This is a genomic window from Maricurvus nonylphenolicus (genome assembly GCF_042854845.1).
Classification (GTDB): Bacteria; Pseudomonadota; Gammaproteobacteria; order Pseudomonadales; family Cellvibrionaceae; genus Maricurvus; species Maricurvus nonylphenolicus.
Window position 1 is genome coordinate 5,088,080 of the sequence record NZ_AP031498.1, and the last position, 17,296, is coordinate 5,105,375.

General features: G+C 49.6%; 15 protein-coding genes and 1 riboswitch. Of the genes, 13 read left to right on the forward strand and 2 right to left on the reverse strand.

The genetic code is table 11. From position 1 onward, the window contains the following. Complete coding sequence (locus ACGHZ6_RS21990; protein WP_390616208.1) at positions 1-1,476, reverse strand: NarK family nitrate/nitrite MFS transporter; 1,476 nt, start codon at positions 1,474-1,476, stop codon at positions 1-3. A gap of 295 nt (positions 1,477-1,771) precedes the next feature. Here ACGHZ6_RS21990 and ACGHZ6_RS21995 point away from each other — a divergent pair, with 295 nt between their 5' ends. The 13 genes from ACGHZ6_RS21995 (at position 1,772) to hisA (ending at position 15,261) form a co-directional block, all read left to right on the forward strand. Then, positions 1,772-3,040, forward strand: a complete 1,269-nt coding sequence (locus ACGHZ6_RS21995) for a nitrate/nitrite transporter (protein WP_390616209.1) — start codon at positions 1,772-1,774, stop codon at positions 3,038-3,040. Continuing rightward, positions 3,040-4,233, forward strand: coding sequence for an NnrS family protein (locus tag ACGHZ6_RS22000; RefSeq protein WP_390616210.1), 1,194 nt, complete (start codon positions 3,040-3,042; stop codon positions 4,231-4,233). Before ACGHZ6_RS21995 ends, ACGHZ6_RS22000 begins: the two co-directional genes overlap by 1 nt. A gap of 113 nt (positions 4,234-4,346) precedes the next feature. Beyond that, positions 4,347-4,712 carry a putative zinc-binding protein gene (locus ACGHZ6_RS22005; protein ID WP_390616211.1) on the forward strand — a complete coding sequence of 122 codons (366 nt, stop codon included), beginning with the start codon at positions 4,347-4,349 and terminating at the stop codon, positions 4,710-4,712. 126 nt (positions 4,713-4,838) lie between these two features. Continuing rightward, positions 4,839-6,080 (forward strand): alginate export family protein, encoded by a 1,242-nt coding sequence (locus ACGHZ6_RS22010; RefSeq protein WP_390616212.1) that lies wholly within the window; start codon positions 4,839-4,841, stop codon positions 6,078-6,080. 27 nt (positions 6,081-6,107) lie between these two features. Then, positions 6,108-6,343: riboswitch (molybdenum cofactor riboswitch) on the forward strand. Continuing rightward, entirely contained in the window at positions 6,329-7,303 is a 975-nt protein-coding gene (gene moaA / locus ACGHZ6_RS22015) for a GTP 3',8-cyclase MoaA (RefSeq protein ID WP_390616213.1), read from the forward strand. It overlaps the preceding riboswitch by 15 nt. 36 nt (positions 7,304-7,339) lie before the next feature. Then, positions 7,340-7,885 (forward strand): molybdenum cofactor biosynthesis protein B, encoded by a 546-nt coding sequence (moaB, locus tag ACGHZ6_RS22020; protein WP_390616214.1) that lies wholly within the window; start codon positions 7,340-7,342, stop codon positions 7,883-7,885. 254 nt (positions 7,886-8,139) lie between these two features. Then, entirely contained in the window at positions 8,140-10,251 is a 2,112-nt protein-coding gene (locus ACGHZ6_RS22025; protein ID WP_390619203.1) for an adenosylcobalamin-dependent ribonucleoside-diphosphate reductase, read from the forward strand. A 9-nt stretch (positions 10,252-10,260) separates the two neighbouring features. Then, positions 10,261-10,944 carry an NrdJb gene (locus ACGHZ6_RS22030; protein WP_390616215.1) on the forward strand — a complete coding sequence of 228 codons (684 nt, stop codon included), beginning with the start codon at positions 10,261-10,263 and terminating at the stop codon, positions 10,942-10,944. Positions 10,945-11,059: 115 nt separating this feature from the next. Beyond that, on the forward strand, positions 11,060-11,962 hold the full coding sequence (locus ACGHZ6_RS22035) for a LysR family transcriptional regulator (protein ID WP_390616216.1): 903 nt from the start codon (positions 11,060-11,062) through the stop codon (positions 11,960-11,962). A gap of 52 nt (positions 11,963-12,014) precedes the next feature. After that, entirely contained in the window at positions 12,015-12,824 is an 810-nt protein-coding gene (locus ACGHZ6_RS22040) for a substrate-binding periplasmic protein (RefSeq protein ID WP_390616217.1), read from the forward strand. A gap of 132 nt (positions 12,825-12,956) precedes the next feature. Next, positions 12,957-13,577: a hypothetical protein gene (locus ACGHZ6_RS22045; RefSeq protein WP_390616218.1), complete on the forward strand. Its 621-nt coding sequence runs from the start codon at positions 12,957-12,959 to the stop codon at positions 13,575-13,577. 34 nt (positions 13,578-13,611) lie between these two features. Continuing rightward, complete coding sequence (locus ACGHZ6_RS22050; protein ID WP_390616219.1) at positions 13,612-14,391, forward strand: MBL fold metallo-hydrolase; 780 nt, start codon at positions 13,612-13,614, stop codon at positions 14,389-14,391. 114 nt (positions 14,392-14,505) lie between these two features. Further along, the gene (hisA, locus tag ACGHZ6_RS22055) at positions 14,506-15,261 is read left to right on the forward strand and encodes a phosphoribosylformimino-5-aminoimidazole carboxamide ribotide isomerase (RefSeq protein WP_390616220.1); all 756 of its coding nucleotides are present in this window, start codon (positions 14,506-14,508) and stop codon (positions 15,259-15,261) included. On the opposite strand, the gene ACGHZ6_RS22060 is transcribed toward hisA, so the two are convergent. After that, positions 15,258-16,277 carry a LysR family transcriptional regulator gene (locus ACGHZ6_RS22060; RefSeq protein ID WP_390616221.1) on the reverse strand — a complete coding sequence of 340 codons (1,020 nt, stop codon included), beginning with the start codon at positions 16,275-16,277 and terminating at the stop codon, positions 15,258-15,260. The two genes, hisA and ACGHZ6_RS22060, sit on opposite strands and share 4 nt — an antisense overlap. Between the last annotated feature and the right edge of the window lie 1,019 nt (positions 16,278-17,296).

Consider the following 17,296-nt stretch of genomic DNA (forward strand, 5'->3'; position numbering starts at 1 on the left):
TTAACCTACATCAATCATCTGCACAGTACCATCTGGCAGTACTTCAGAAATCTGACCGCGAGGCTCATCCATCATAGCCGCGATAAAGAAGATCACCAGAGCCGAACAACCAATCACCATAAAGAAGGTGCTGTAGTCTACAAAGCTCAGGATGGTCAGGTAGGTTACCGCACCCACGTTACCGTAGGCACCCGCCATACCAGCGATTTGTCCGGTCATACGACGCTTAATCAAAGGTACGATGGCAAACACAGCACCCTCACCCGCTTGTACGAAGAAGGAGCACATCATGGTCGCAGCCACCGCGGCAGGAATCCACCAGCCGGAATTTACTTGCGACAGGATAAAGTAGCCAACAGCTAAACCACCAATCAGAATCATCAGCGACTTGCGGCGGCCAAAGTTATCCGAGAACCAGCCACCGGTTGGACGCGCCACCAAATTCATAAAGGCAAAACCTGACGCCAACAGACCCGCTTTAACAGGATCCAGACCTTCGAAGGTTTCCAGGAAGAACAGTGGCAGCATGGAAACTACAGCCAGCTCGGAACCAAAGGTAACGAAGTAGGACCAATCCAGAATAGCAACCTGCTTGAACTTGTATTTATCCAACTCAGGCACACCGGCTTTCAAGTGCTCGTGGTTTACATTCCAGATCTGTTTAGCCTGATAGATGTAGAGTGCAACCAGAATACCCCAGATGCTGTACATGGCGGTATCCGTTAGCAGCGCCAAACCGGATGGAGACAATTTCCAGGCCAGCACACCCAGGGCGATGTACATAGGAATATTCATCAACAGGTACAGGTACAGATCTTTGTAACTGGTGACTTCCAGACCACCGGACTTTTTAGGCTTAAAGTAGGTGGAGCCTTTGGGCGTATTGCGCGCAGTGATGTAGTAAAAGATACCGTAGATACCCGCAATGATACCGGTAGTAGCCAGAGCGTAACGCCAGCCATCTTCTCCACCGTAGAGCAACGCCAGGGTTGGCAAGCTCATGGCAGCGGCAGCCGAACCAAAGTTACCCCAACCACCGTAGATGCCTTCTGCAACACCCACAGACTTATGGGGGAACCACTCACCCACCATGCGAATACCAATCACAAAACCGGCACCCACAAAGCCCATCAGGAAACGCATAAGCGCTAACTGCTCATACGTGTTGGCCATAGAGAATGCCAAACAGAGAAACGACGAGAGCACCAGTAACGAACTATAGACTTTCCGCGGCCCTAACTTATCCACCAGAATACCGATAATAATCCGCGCCGGAATGGTTAAAGCCACGTTCAAAATCATCAGGGCTTTAACCTGCTGCGAGGTCATATCAAAGGCTTCTTTCATAAACACCAGTAACGGCGCATGGTTAAACCAGACCACGAAGGTTAAGAAAAACGCAAACCAGGTGATATGGAGCGTTTTAATTTTTGGGTCGCTTAGTGCGAACAGATTAATTTTATGATCACCAGACATAACCCCTCCAGGTAGTAGACGTCATCAGACCATTGCAGTCTGCTGCCATCCTAATAGCTGCCTGTTGACCTGCATCAAGTTGGTGCGGCTTTAAAAACCCACGCGAAGGCTGTAAAGCAATGCCTCTACCTATATTGAGCAAACAAAAAAGTCCAGCAATACCAGTACTTAAGGGGCTTCTACCCACAAAGGGGTAGAGCCAATATCCCCAGCAAAACAGACGGGGTAGCCGATAGCATCGAAGGGAGGGATTTAATAGAGTGAAGGCACACCATCAAGATAACGCTAGAATGCTATGAATATCGCACAACATATCAATGGCGCCAACCGTGCCCTGGCTATGGCGACACTGGCCTTTGCCGCTAATTTTTCTGTGTGGATTCTCTATGCCGTACTGGCACTTGAACTGCAACAAAGTCTGGCACTATCGGCTACAGAACTGGGGCTTATTTTTGCCTCACCGATGCTCACCGGGGCCCTGGCACGCATCCCCTTTGGTATTCTGGCCGACCGCTTTAACCCCAAGCATTTATTTACTTTGCAAATGCTGGCCGTCGCTCCGGCCCTGTTTCTGTTGCCGTACAGCGATAGTTACAACGATTATTTATGGTTGGGTTTGTGGATAGGTATTAGCGGCGGTTCTTTTACCTTGGGTATTCGTTACGTTAATGACTGGTTTAACCGCAATACCCAGGGTACGGCCATGGGTGTTTTTGGCGCCGGCAATGCCGGGGCAGCCATTACCTTAGCCCTGGCGCCGATTATTATTAACCAATTCGGCTGGTTAAGCGTCGGCCCTTTTTACGGTTTTGGTCTTATCGCCATGGCTCTGCTATTTGCCTGGCTAGCCCCCTCAAGCCATCACCATAAACCGCAAGCATTTAACGCCTTGGCCTTGCGCGAACTGGGCCGCCTGCAGGTATGGCGCTTTGGCCTCTACTATTATTTTGTCTTCGGTAGCTTCCTGGCGCTGATTATGTGGTTGCCGCAGTATTATGTTAATGCCTATAAACTCAGCGTCGATCAAGCCATGGCTCTAACCCTGTTTTTTGCCGCCAGCTCCAGCCTGGTGCGCGCCCTGGGCGGCTGGTTTGCCGATCGCTATGGCGGTCGGGCCGTAAACTGGAATGTATTTTGGATCTGCATCGCCTGTTTGTTTTTCCTGAGTTACCCACCAACGACCATGACGATTCACGGTGTCAGCCGCGATGTGCACCTGAGCATTGAAGTGAATGTTGTAGTGTTCAGTATCCTTATCTTTATTATTGGCATTGCACAAGGCTTTGGCAGAGCCAGCGTGTATAAAATTATCCACGATTACTATCCCAATCAAATGGGTACGGTGGGCGGCTTCGTCGCTGCCATCGGTGGCCTGGGGGGCTGCACTCTGCCTATCGCCTTTGGTTTAATTGAAGATGCCCTGGGCATCTACAGCGCCAGCTTTATGCTACTGTACGGTGTATTGGCCGCCTGTATGATCGTGATGTTTTTTGCCAATAAGGCCGACCGCTTCCGCCAGCGCGTGGTTGAAGCACAACAACAGAATTTCCTGGAACTGGATTAATGCTAAATATTGAAGACCCCGCCAGCAGCAGTACACTGACACCTTTATTACGCTTGGCATTCCGGCCCCTGTTCCTTAGCGGCAGTATTTTTTCAGCCATCGCCATGCTGCTCTGGCTGGCTCTGCTGCAAGGCTGGATTAGCCTGACTCCCTACGGCAATATGCTGCTATGGCATGGCCACGAAATGTTATTTGGTTTTGTTGCAGCCATTATTCTTGGTTTTCTGTTAACCGCCGTACAAAACTGGACCGGCATTACAGGCATCAAAGGGGCACCGTTACTGATACTGGCAGGTTTATGGTTGGGAGCCAGACTGCTTATGCTGCAAAATCAGTGGCTTCTGCTCACCGCCATTATTGATTTACTGTTTATTCCCCTGGGTGGTTACTTTCTGGCGCGCCCGCTGATTCAAATCCGCCAATACCGCAACTTAATTTTTATTCCCGTATTATTTGCCATGCTGTTAGCCAACGGCGCTTTTCATTACGGTGTTATTAACGATCAAGCGGCACTAAGCCAACAGGCATTACAGTTAATGATATGGCTGGTGGTTCTGATCATGACAATCCTGGGCGGCAGGGTGATTCCTTTCTTTACCGCCAATGGCACCAAAACGCCGAAAGCCGAACCGCTCAAAGCGATAGAAATCGGCACCATTGCCTCGACCATACTTCTAGCTATTATTTTGGGGCTGGGGATTGAGCTTCCCTCTGTCGTCATTACCAGCTTATTACTTCTCACAGGTTCGCTGCATCTTATACGTTTTATTAGATGGCGAACCTGGATTACCTTGTCGGTTCCCTTGTTATGGTCGCTACACGCCGCTTATGCATTTATTCCACTTGGTATATTCGCGGTCGCCTATAGCGTTAACAGCGAATTACTAAGTTATGCCACAGCGTTACATGCATTATCTGCCGGTGCGATGGGCACCATGATTATCAGTATGATGGCTCGTGTGTCCTTAGGGCATACCGGCCGGCCCTTGCAGCCAGCGCCACTGATGAGCCTCGCCTTTGCCGCAATTATTAGTGCAGCATTGATACGGGTACTGGGCACCTGGTTATTGCCAGTACTGACAACTCACCTTTGGTTTGCTGCAGCAATTATATGGTGTGTAGGCTACACAGTGTTTGCCGTAATCTATTGGCCCATTCTTTCGCAACCTCGGGCGGATGGCCGACAGGGTTAACAACCCGTTCAAACAAGTGGTTCAAACTATCTCTTTAGAGGAATAATGTTTCTCTTGATAAAGGCGTAGACTGTGAGTATTCACAGGAGCCCAGTTAAACAAGAGAAAAAGAGATGCAAAATAAAGAGGCCTCTCGGCCTTTAGTCTACGCCTGCTCGGGTTGCTCGAACGTTGCCCAGCTGGCAAACAACACCGCCGTTGCACTAAACGATCAACAACTGGCAGAAATGTCCTGCATTTCTGGCGTTGGCGGCAATGTAAAACCTCTTGTTAAGAAAGCCAAGTCTGGTCGGGATATTATCGCCATCGATGGCTGCCCGCTCGCCTGCGTTAAACACTGCCTGGCCAATCACGATGTGACAGCAACTCACTACTATGAACTTTCACAGCTGGGTTTAAAGAAAAAATATAACACTCACTGTGACGACAGTGAGCTGCAAACCACTATCGAATACATTCGCCAGGATATACCTCTTTAGCGGTAGCCAAAGAACAAAGTAAATACCCACTGGAACCTTTTGACGCAGATCAACAGTCGTCACATAACGGTCACTTAAGCTAAGCCCACTAACAACGACCATACCGTGAAACTGAAGGACGCCACCATGAAGAAAAAATTTCAACTCCTGGCTCTAGCTGCTGCAATTAGTGCGGTTTCTTCACCGACCTTGGCAGAAGAAGACCAAACGACCATTGCCGATGCGATTAAAAACGGTGAAGCAACATTAAGCTTCCGCATGCGCTACGAAGATGTCGACCAGGATGTTAACGCTGGGCAAGATCTCAATACCTCAGCATCAACCCTGAGAACACGCCTGACCTATAAAACTGCAGAGTTCAATGGCTTTAGCGGTTTGGTGGAAATGGATGATGTAACCGAACTCGGCAGTGTTGATTACCGAACCTCCCCTGCTGACACATCTGTAACAGGCGAAGCGATTATTGCCGACCCAGAAGGCACTGAAGTCAACCAAGCTTGGGTTGCTTATACGTATAAAGACAACACCGCGACCTATGGCCGCCAACGTATTCTGCTCGATAACCAGCGTTTTGTCGGTGGCGTAGGCTTCCGTCAAAATGAACAGACCTATGACGGGCTTTCCTTTAAAAGCAAAGCGATTGAAAACACCGAAATCTTTCTGGCCCATATCAATCGCGTGAATCGTATCTTCGGTGAAGACAGCCCTGTTGGCGATCATGATCACAGCACCACGCTGGTGAATGTCAGCTATAGCGGCTTACCGATCGGTAAACTAACCGCCTACCACTATGACCTGGATAACGAAGATGCTGCAGTGCAGTCTTCCAAAACTACCGGTCTACGTCTGGCTGGCAAACAGGATATTTTTGGCTACACCCTGGAGTACGCCAAACAGTCCGACGCCCACGACAATACTAAAAGCTATGATGCCAATTACTATTTACTCGAAGGTAGCGTCAAGCTGGGCGACTTCACCATCAAGGCGGGCCAAGAGGTCTTAGGGGCCGATGATAGTGACGGATTCTTTGTCACGCCACTGGCAACACTGCATAAGTTCCAGGGCTGGACAGATAAGTTCCTGAACAAAGGTGTGGGTAACATCGACGGTGGTATTGAAGACACCTACGCGTCTGTCAGTACCAAACTCGCCGGCGTTAAACTGGCGGTCAATTACCATCAGATTGATGCTGATGACAGCAGTGTAGCGGGCACCAGTAGCTACGGTACTGAATACGGTTTTGTCGCAGCCAAGAAGTTTGGTGATTACGGCCTGAGCCTGAAATATTCCAAGTTCTCGGAGGATGATGATACCAACGCCTTAACCGATACTTCCAAGCTGTGGCTTACCGCTACTGCGAAGTTCTAACCTTTTCCTTTAACTAAAAATAAGGAATTAACGATTAACTGCCGAGCCAGCAAAACCTAAGCATCCAGGCTTTGCTCTTCTCACTCTCCCTACGGTTGGTTTGGATGTAGGGTTTGCTGGCCGCAGTTTTTTCCTCACGCTTGTGACAGAAAAGCCAGAGGAAAGAACTGCCGGGTTGCTACAGAAATGTAGTTGCCTCCCGAGAAGCCCTTGGAATTAAATCCAAGGCTTCATTTTTGGAAAGGCTTATGAGACTGACAGATAATTTTAAACGGCGCTTTACCTACTTGCGCCTATCCATTACCGATCAATGTAATTTCCGCTGTAATTACTGCCTGCCCGATGGTTACTGCAGTGAAGGCAAACCTGATTTTCTCACCTTGGCGGAAATAGAAGCCCTGGTCAAAGCCTTTGCGCAATGTGGCACCCGAAAAATCCGCCTCACCGGTGGCGAGCCCAGCCTGCGTAAGGATCTGGCCGATATTATTGCCATTTGTAAAAACACACCGGGCATCGAAACCGTTGCCTTGACTACCAACGGTTACAAGCTGAGCAAAGAGATTGACAGCTATATTGACGCCGGTCTGGACAACCTCAACCTGAGTGCCGACAGCCTACGTCCAGAGACATTCCACCTGATTACCGGTCAGGACAAGCTGCGAGAAGTCCTTAACGGTATAGACCTCGCAATAAGCAAAGGTATAAAAACAGTAAAACTCAATGCCGTTTTACTGCGCCAGTACAACTGGCAAGAGTTAAATCAATTCTTTTCCTACGTAAAAGACCGCCCAGTTACCATTCGCTTTATTGAGCTGATGCAAACCGGAGACAATCACGATTTCTTTGAAGCTCAACATGTTCGCGGTACCGAATTACAAACACAATTGCTTGAGCAAGGTTGGATTCCCAAGTTACGCGATGCCCACGCTGGTCCTGCGCTGGAATATGCCCACTCGGACTTCGTCGGCAATATTGGTTTGATCATGCCCTATAGCAAGGATTTTTGTAACAGCTGTAATCGCCTGCGAGTTTCTTCATCAGGTAAATTACATCTGTGCCTGTTTGCTGACGATAATCTTGATTTACGCCCTCACCTGCTCAACGAATCCACGGATGCCGTTGCCCAGCGATTACACCATCTGGTACAGCACAAGCTTGCTGGTCATCAACTCGAGCAGGGCATAAGCGGCAGCACTAAACACCTGGCAATGCTAGGCGGTTAAGTTAGCCGTAAAAAGTACAGACAAAAGAGAAATACCATGGGACACCACACAACAGAAACCTTAATTCCCTTAAACATTGCGGTCCTTACCGTATCCGATACACGCACAGAGGATACCGATACCTCGGGCGGCCTTTTAGTGGATAGAGTGAAGGAGTTTGGCCACCAGCTGTCTGGTAAAGCTATTGTGATCGATGATATCTATCAGATCCGCGCCCAGCTCTCCCAGTGGATTGCCGATGATAAAACCCATGCGGTGGTTATCACCGGCGGCACAGGTTTTACTGCTCGGGACAGCACCCCGGAAGCGGTTAGCCCGCTGTTGGATAAAACCATTGAAGGTTTTGGCGAACTGTTTCGTCAGATCTCCCTACAGCAGATCGGCACCAGCACGATTCAGTCCCGCGCCATTGCCGGCATGGCAAACGGTACCGTGATTTTTTGCCTGCCGGGTAGCACCAATGCCTGCCGCACCGGTTGGGATGACATTATTGCCTCCCAACTCGACAGTCGCCAGGGGCCCTGTAACTTTGTGCCACAACTAAAAGGTATCGACTTCGAAGCCTGTAAAAGCAGAGGCTAACCTCTCCTCATCCCTAGCCTCCACCCCCCAGCCCTCACTCTCCTGCCCTGCACAGAAGTTGGCGCTACTCCTTAAGGAGTAGCGCACCCCGACGCTTGATCCAGATCAACACCTGCTCTATCCACCACGCGATAATCACTGGCCAAACCACTACATCTAGCCCCTCAACCTGGATATGAGAACAACATATGGAACTTGAGCCAACAGCGGACAACCATCAACTCCCGGATCAGCCCCTCGGCCAATCCCTCGATATGGCCACCCTGCAACTGCAACCTGCATCCAGTGACATCTGGGATAAAAAGTATCGCCTTAAGGACAAGCAAGGCAATGCCGTCGACCAATCCCTGCACGAGACCTATAGCCGTATCGCCAAAGCCCTGGCGAATGTAGAGCCCAAGCAAAAACGTCACTGGCAACAAGAATTTCTGTGGGCACTGGAAAACGGCGCCATTCCCGCTGGCCGTATTATTTCCAATGCCGGGGCAGGTGATCACAAACCCGCCACCTCTACCATCAACTGCACCGTGTCTGGCACCATCGAAGACTCCATGGAAGGCATACTGCAAAAAAACCTCGAAGCCGGACTAACACTTAAAGCAGGTTGTGGCATTGGTTATGAGTTTTCCACGTTACGCCCCAAAGGGGCCTATGTTTCTGGCGCTGGCGCACATACTTCCGGCCCACTGTCGTTTATGGATATCTTTGACAAGATGTGTTTTACCGTCTCCTCCGCGGGCGGGCGGCGCGGTGCGCAGATGGCGACCTTCGATATTCACCATCCCGACGTGCAGGATTTTATTCGCGCCAAACGCGAAGACGGCCGCTTGAGGCAATTTAATTTATCGTTATTGATCACCGATGACTTTGTTAAAGCGGTAAAAGACAAAGCCCCCTGGCCTTTGTCATTTCCTATCACCGAGCAGGAACTGCTCAGCGATCCGATAGAATTGGCTAATCCGGAAAAAGTCTGCTGGCGGCAACTGCCTCACTTGGGCAATAACTATGTGCGCAACCCGGAAGGGTTGGTTGCCTGTCGAGTCAGTAAGATAATTCCCGCCGATCGTCTATGGAACCAGATTATGGTGTCCACCTACGACTATGCGGAGCCGGGTTTTATTCTGATTGACAAGGTTAACGAATTTAACAACAACTGGTTTTGTGAAAGCATTCGTGCAACCAACCCCTGCGGCGAACAACCTCTGCCCCCCTATGGCAGCTGCTTGCTGGGTTCCATCAACCTCACCCAATTTGTCAAACATGCCTTTACTGATGAGGTCAGTTTCGATTGGCAGAAATTCTCTCGCCTGGTCAGCATCTTTACCCGCATGCTGGATAATGTGGTGGAAATTAATGGCCTGGCGTTGCCGCAACAACAACAGGAAATTCTCAGTAAACGCCGTCATGGCATGGGCTTTTTGGGTCTGGGCTCAACACTGACCATGCTGGGTATCGCCTATGGCAGTCCGGACTCCATCGCCTTTACTGAAGAAGTCAGTAAAGCACTGGCTATCACAGGTTGGCGCGAAGGCGTGAAACTGGCCAAGGAAAAAGGCCCTGCACCTATCTTCGAGCAGGATGTCGAACTTACTGCAGAACTTTTAAGCCTGCGCCCTGAACTTGCCGATCACTATCAGCTGGGTGACAAGGTCAGCGCTAAAATACTGCACGCCCGCTATAGCCGCTATATGCAAAAGGTTGGCGAAGAGGATGCCAGCATCATCGACGATATTGTCGAACACGGTTGTCGCTTTACCCACCACACCTCCATCGCGCCGACCGGCACCATTTCCCTGTCGCTGGCGAATAATGCCAGTAATGGTATCGAACCCAGTTTTGCCCACCACTACTCGCGCAACATTATTCGCGAGGGCAAAAAGTCCAAAGAAAAAGTCGACGTCTATTCCTATGAACTACTGGCCTACCGCGCATTGATTAATGCCAATGCCGAGCCCTATGCCAGTGATTCAGCCAATAAGCTGCCCGATTACTTTGTGGTTAGTGATGATATAACACCGCAGCAACATGTCGATGTCCAGGCGGCCGCACAAAGATGGGTGGATTCCTCAATATCAAAAACCATCAACGTGCCCACCGACATCAACTACGACAGTTTTAAGGATATTTACCTCTACGCTCACGAGAAAGGCCTGAAGGGTTGTACCACCTTCCGCTTTAATCCCGAGGCCTTCCAGGGTGTTTTGGTCAAAGAAGAGGATCTGGAAAATACCACTTACCGCTTCACCCTTGAGGACGGCAGCACGGTAGAACTCAAAGGCAACGACACCGTGGAATACGATGGCGAAAACCATACCGCTGCCAACTTGTATGACGCCTTAAAAGAAGGCTACTACGGAAAATTTTAGGGAGGATTTATGAACACCGCCAAGATCGATAAAAAAATTACCGGCTTTGCCATTGTTAACAAAAATGAGGATAAACAAGCCGACGTCCAGGACACAAGTGAAATCGAGCATATGCACGAGAACCTTGATCGTCCGGAAATGCTGGTAGGCTCAACCTATAAAATAAAAACCCCGCTGTCAGACCACGCACTCTATATCACCATCAACGACATAGTGCTAAACCCCGACACCGATCACGAACAACGTCGCCCGTTTGAGATTTTTATTAACTCCAAAAACCTCGAACACTTTCAGTGGGTTGTTGCTCTGACCCGCGTTATTTCTGCCGTCTTCCGCAAGGGCGGTGATGTAACGTTTCTGGCTGAAGAGTTAAAAGCGGTTTTTGACCCCCAGGGTGGTTACTTTAAATCTGGCGGCCGTTTTATGCCGTCACTGGTGGCCGAGATCGGTGATGCCATTGAAGCCCATATGAAGTCTATCGGCCTGATTCAAGAGGAAGAGCTCAGCCCCGCGCAGAAACAGGTGTTGGAAGAAAAGCGCCAACAGTATGACCAGCAAAATCAGCTGGAAACCTCATCCAGCAGTGACTATCCACCAACAGCTCAACTGTGCCTAAAGTGCCACACCAAAGCGGTGATCGTCATGGATGGCTGCAAGACCTGCCTAAGTTGCGGTAACTCGAAGTGCTCCTAATAAAAGTGCTCTTAGCCTAGCCGCGTAATTGCTAGACAAAAGGAAACACAGATCACAAAATAGGTGTTAGTGTTTCCTTTTGGAAACACCCGATCAGTGAGCAACAGGCGGGTGTATGGACCAATTGCAAGGCATGGTGATTTTCAACCAGGTCATAGAATCCGGCAGTTTTTCCAAAGCTGCCGAGCAGCTTAATATTGCCAAATCATCCGTCAGCAAGCGCATCAGCGCCCTTGAAAAGGAACTGGGCGTTATTCTGATTCAGCGATCAACCCGGCAATTGACGATTACCGATGAGGGCTGGTCACTCTATCAACACAGCCAACGCATTGTTCAGGAACTTGAACTGGCCAAAGATGTTGCTGCACGCTTTCAAGAAAAACCGCAGGGAACGCTGAGAATTACCGCCCCACCCTTATTTGGTCGCCTACAACTGTCTCCGCTGCTGCCACTTTTTCAGGCCCAATACCCCAAGGTCTCTATTGAGCTTTTTCTGACTGAGTCCTATAGCGATATCATCGCTAAAGGTTATGACATCTGCCTGCGCATGCGCGATCTGCCTGACTCCAGTTTGGTTGTCCAACCCCTCTGTGAAGTCCACGCGGTCTGCTGTGCCTCGCCGGATTATCTCGCCCGCCAAGGCACCCCACAAAGCTTAACGGAGCTCGCCAGCCACGACTGCATTATCTGGAACCCAGAGGAAGGCCAGATGGCCGACACGTGGAAAATGAGCAAAGACGGGATAAAAGAGCAGATCCAATTACAGGGCAAGATCATCTGCAATGACCATATCGCCATTAAACAAGCCACGCTACAGGGCGGTGGTATCACCGTACTGCCTACCTACGCCATCAAGGAAGAACTCGCCATGGGCAGCTTGGTAAGATTACTTCCCGACTACCAACCGGCCAGCTTCCCCATCAGCATCCTCTACCCCAAGCGCGAGAATATTCCGGCCAAAACCCGCGCTTTTGTTAACTTTTTGAAGAACACACTGTCAAAGACTGCGTCTATATGACTAACCACCTCTATTATAAAGGTCATATCTGTGTGATTTTTTGTTGCGAACTATGGCTACCCCTCTTCGATACAAGCTATGGGCTTTGATTCTTTATCTTCCCTGCATAGTCAGCGCTGAAACCGTCAGGCTTGCCACGGTCGATTGGCCTCCTTTTTTTGGAGAACAGCTTCCCAAGGGTGGCTTTGTCACCGAGATTGCCCGACAGGCATTTAAACGTGAAGGCCATCATATGGATTTGGTTTTTATCCCCTGGAAGCGGGCCATGTACTCAGCACAAAAAGGCGACCACCACGGCCTGTTTGGCTGCTGGATTAATAGTGAGGTCCAGGGTTTATTCGACGTCTCCCGCGAAATTATGGCCAGCGGAGACGGCCATTTTTTAGCGCTGGAAGGCAGTAATAATAGCAACCTTCGTCCTGAAGATCTGATCGGCAAGCGCATTGGCATTGTGCGAGGATACGCGGTAAGCGAAACCCTCGGAGCACTGTTCGACAGCGGCAAGGTTATCCGCGTAGAAGTCAGCCGTATAAAGCAACTGCTTGATATGATTCAGTGGCCTGATCGCATCGATCTGATGTTGGAAAACGCCTTGGTGGCCAGGCATGTTTTTCAACACCATTACCCCTATCGATCTTACAATCTGGAGGTCGTTGGTAAAGATTATGTCGATGGAGGGCTATACATCTGCTGGAGTAAGAATAACGCCAAAAGTAAAAACTTTCGTATCACATTCGACAGAGCCATTGCTGCCATGCGCCAGGATGGCACTCTGGATCGGATTAGAGCTGAATTTAATATCCACAATCAAATCACCAAGCCCCCTGCCTCTCCTCTTCGACCTATCAATTATTCAGAGTAATGAAGAGGCAAGCGCCATTAAATCTCCTTCTATTGATTCAGCACAACAGTATTGTATCGGCACTCGCAAATCTCAAAAAAACCACTACTTTTAAAAGAAGCCCCCTTTATAACCGATTCTTTACCAAGTGTTATGGCCAAGCCCGAAACCTTTGTACTGGCAGCGCAAATAGCCGCCGAACTGCACTTTGCTACCCGGGTTGCCGAGCAGCTGGCATTAACTGCCAAGAATGCTCACGCCGTCAGCGCCCGTGCAGGCCAACAGGCATCGGGCTTTCGTGCGATCACCCGCTTTATTGAGGACTTGGCAGTAACCACGATTCAGCAGGCCAATGCCATTACCCAAAATGCCATTGCCATTTCCACCCAGGCAACCAATCGCGAGCGGGTTAATCAGGCCCTACAGCATTTTCTGCAGGTCAAGGATACAGCGACAACTGCCGAGTTTATTGCATCTATCAACACGCCATTACAGCAAACCCAAAGTGATTTGAAACAGCAGGAAGAGTCCTTTCAAAGATTGTTATGGACACTGAAATCGCAGCTGGATGAAAGCCAGCAGCAAATCCGATCCGCAGCCATAATTTCCAGCACGTCCAAAGTGGAAGCATCGCAAGCGGGCAGCTTTCAACTTCAGCTTGAAGTCATCGCTGCCAATATTGCTTCTGCCGCGGAAAACATCAAACAACATCTGTTACAGGCGCAACACCTGCTTGATCTAACCCTGACTTCGCTGGCACTGCCTTCACGTTAAGCCCACTGCGTTAAACATCAGAGACGACACGACTATGAAAACACATAAACTGATCTCCAGTGACAAGACCAGCTGGCTGATGTTTGGCCGCGATGAAAACAAACCAGAAAAGATTATTGACACCAACCAGTACCTGTTACGCGCAGGCGGAAAAGCACTACTGATGGATCCCGGTGGTATTGAGTTATTTGCCCCGATGCTGGCCGCAGTTTTACGAGAGGTACCCCTGGAAGAAATTACCGATATTTTTGCCTCCCACCAGGACCCGGATATTATTTCCTCGCTAGGGCTATGGGACCAAACCTTGCCCAACGCCCGACTGTTTTCTCCCTGGTTGTGGGAAGGCTTTATTCGCCACTTCGGCATGAACAATATTACCTATATGCCGATCGCCGATGAAGGCGGTACCATCACTCTGGGCAGCGTTGAAATAGAAATGGTGCCTGCACACTACCTGCACTCATCGGGTAACTTCCATATTTATGACCCCCACGCCAAAGTATTAATGAGCGGAGATGTTGGCGCAGCACTTGAACCCGTTAATGCCCCTATGAAGGTGGAAGACTTCGATGAACATATTCCGAAGATGAAAAAATTCCACCAGCGCTGGATGCCTTCCAACGAGGCTAAACTCGACTGGATTAATCGGGTACGAAAACTGGATATCGACATCATGGCACCGCAGCACGGTCGCATTTTCACCGGCGATAATATTCAGCGCTTTTTGGATTGGTTTGAAGAGCTGGAAGTGGGTACAGCCATTCCCCGTGCCGACACCATTGAAATAGAAGCCGAGCTAGCCACTGCCGAGTAAACATACTTTCCGGTATAATCCCCGCACCTGGCACGAAGGGGGCCAACCCTGCGGGTCGTACCCCGGCCCCATTCAGAACCCCAATTGATCCCAACCACCCAGCGGAGAACCCCGGTGACCCTGTTTCGCCCCTGTATCGACCTGCATCAAGGCAAGGTCAAACAAATTGTAGGCGGCAGCCTGAACGATGAAGGCGCCGACACTAACTATGTCAGTCCCTATGATGCGGCCTATTACGCCAAACTCTACCGCGAACACAACCTCACCGGGGGCCACGTAATTGCTCTGGGCCCAGGTAACAAAGAAGAAGCATTAAAAGCCCTGCAAACCTGGCCCGGCGGCCTGCAGTTCGGCGGCGGTGTTAACGCTGATAACGCAGCGGAGTTTTTGGAGGCCGGCGCATCGCACGTAATTGTCACCTCCTACCTGTTTGAGAATGATCAGTTTTCCTGGGAGCGATTGGAAAAAATCAAAGCGGTCACCGGTAAAGATAGACTGATTCTGGACTTAAGCTGTCGCCGTACAGAGCAGGGCTGGAATATCGCCACCAATCGCTGGCAAACCGTGACCGATACGCGTGTTGATACTGAAACCCTGCATCAACTGAGTAAGCACTGCGCTGAGTTTCTGATTCACGCCGCTGATGTTGAAGGTCTGCAGGGCGGTATTGATGAAGACCTGGTGCGCCATCTGGGGCAAAACTGCCAAATCCCGGTGACCTACGCTGGTGGCGCACGATCACTGGAAGATTTGGAACTGGTCGATCAACTCTCCAGCGGCAAAGTCGATCTCACCATTGGCAGTGCCCTGGATATTTTTGGTGGCAATGGCGTCACCTTGGAAGAGTGCATCCGCTGGAACCAGAACTAATTCCCAGCCACAATCTCTTTCACAATCTCTTTCACAATCTCGAGCTCGGCATTCTTGCCGAGTTCCAATAACGATGGCACACCCATTTGCTTACGATAACCGCTGATAAACGCCAGGATTTTCCGTAACAAATAAAGATGCGGTAAGGATCGCTGGGTACGCTGATGGGTCACCATCACATAACGCAAATCAAATTGCCCCTCAGCCGGTAACGGTAATGGAATAACCCCACCCGCTAAACGCTCTTCCTGCTCAAACATCGGTGGGCTCGCCATAATAAAATCGGTTCGCCGAATAACCTGCAGTGCGGTAAATACGTGAGCAATTTCAAGCGTTGGCTCAAGCTCGCTTAAGCGTTCAATAATATCGGGGTTTTCGTAGAAGAATTCCGCTTCTTCCAGATCCGGGATATAGAGCTGCAGCTGTGGATACTTAAGGATATCTTCCCAGCTGTAATCTGTGCCCTGTAAGGGGTGCCCCTCGCGAGCCACCAGTACTGGCGTCGCCTCACCCAGGGTAATCACTTCAAATTCAGGGGCGTAGTAACGCTGCTCAATTTGCAAACAAAAGTCATATTCACCACTGGCCAGGCGGTCAAGCTGGTGCTCAGCCCGACTAATCACCTGCAACTGTATGCCCGGTGCCTCTTCCTGTAATTGTTCCATTAAGGCTGGCAATAACAGCAAGCCCAAATAATCGGGCATCACCAAAGTGAAATTACCCTGATAGGTCGCAGGATCAAACTCACTGGGGGCCACCAAGCCCTGAACGTCAGCCAAGACCGCGGCCAGCTGTAGCTGCAGATCTTCTGCTCTCGGCGTTGGCACAACACCACTTGAGGTGCGGGTAAATAATGGATCATCAAACAGGGTACGCAAGCGACCCAGGGTCTTACTCATTGCCGACTGGGTGATAAACAGCCGTTCTGCCGCCTTGGAGACATTGCGCTCCTCCAGCAACGCCTGCAGTGCCACTAACAGATTCAGGTCAATGCGGCCTAATTGACGGATATCCATCGCTATTCCTCCCAGTCATTTCACTGCCCACAGACAATATGATTTGAATTCATTATACACGTGACAACAAAACATTGGAGGACTATCAGGCGAAAACCTATACTGATTTCAACTTAAACGGTTAGCGAACTTTTCAGAGGAACACAGCCATGACTATTTTAGCTTTGACTTTCACTGTATCCCTGACCCTGCTGGCGGCGATCGCCTACGACGACCTACACGTAGACGCGTTCCACGCCTAAGAACATCAGGCAAACACTCTCCAAACAGTTTGAGTTAGTCAGTTTTACTTTTTTATTATCCTGCAATCCTTGAAGCCCGCATCTTGCGGGCTTTTTTTTATCTGCAATTTTCCTCACGAAAATACGAATGGGGTCTGACCCGCAGGGTCAGACCCCGCCTTTGTGCCGCATACCAGGGGTCCGACCCTGCGGGTCGTACCCCGGCATTCTTGGCACCATAACATGAATACAAATCATATCATTTGTGAAATTTAAACATTGGATACATATCAGTGCAAAAAGTAAACTGGTTACCAAGTTAAACAAACACCTCAACGGAGCTTCACATGACTATTACTGCTGTTACTTTCACTGTTGCCCTGAGCTTGTTGAGCGTTATTGCTGCAGACGATCTGCAGAAATAAATCCGAATTTAGTAGGTAAGCGCTCTCCAAGTTTTTAGCTAGTCAGTTTCTTCTCTTTAACACTCTCCTCAGTGTTACTTATTTTAGCCCGCTTCTTAGCGGGCTTTTTTATGCCTATGATTCTTTCAACTTGCCATGAATGGGGTCCGAGAGCCTGCCCCACGAAGCGTTTCGCCTAAAGCGCCTACTTTTGGTGGGTACCCTGCGGGTCGTACCCCTGCGTAAGCACCACACAACATGAATTCAAATCATATAATTTGTGAAATTTAAACATTGGATACATATCAGGGCAAAAAGTAAACTGGTTACCAAGTTAAACAAACACCTCAACGGAGCTTCACATGGCTATTACTACTGTTACTTTCACTGTTGC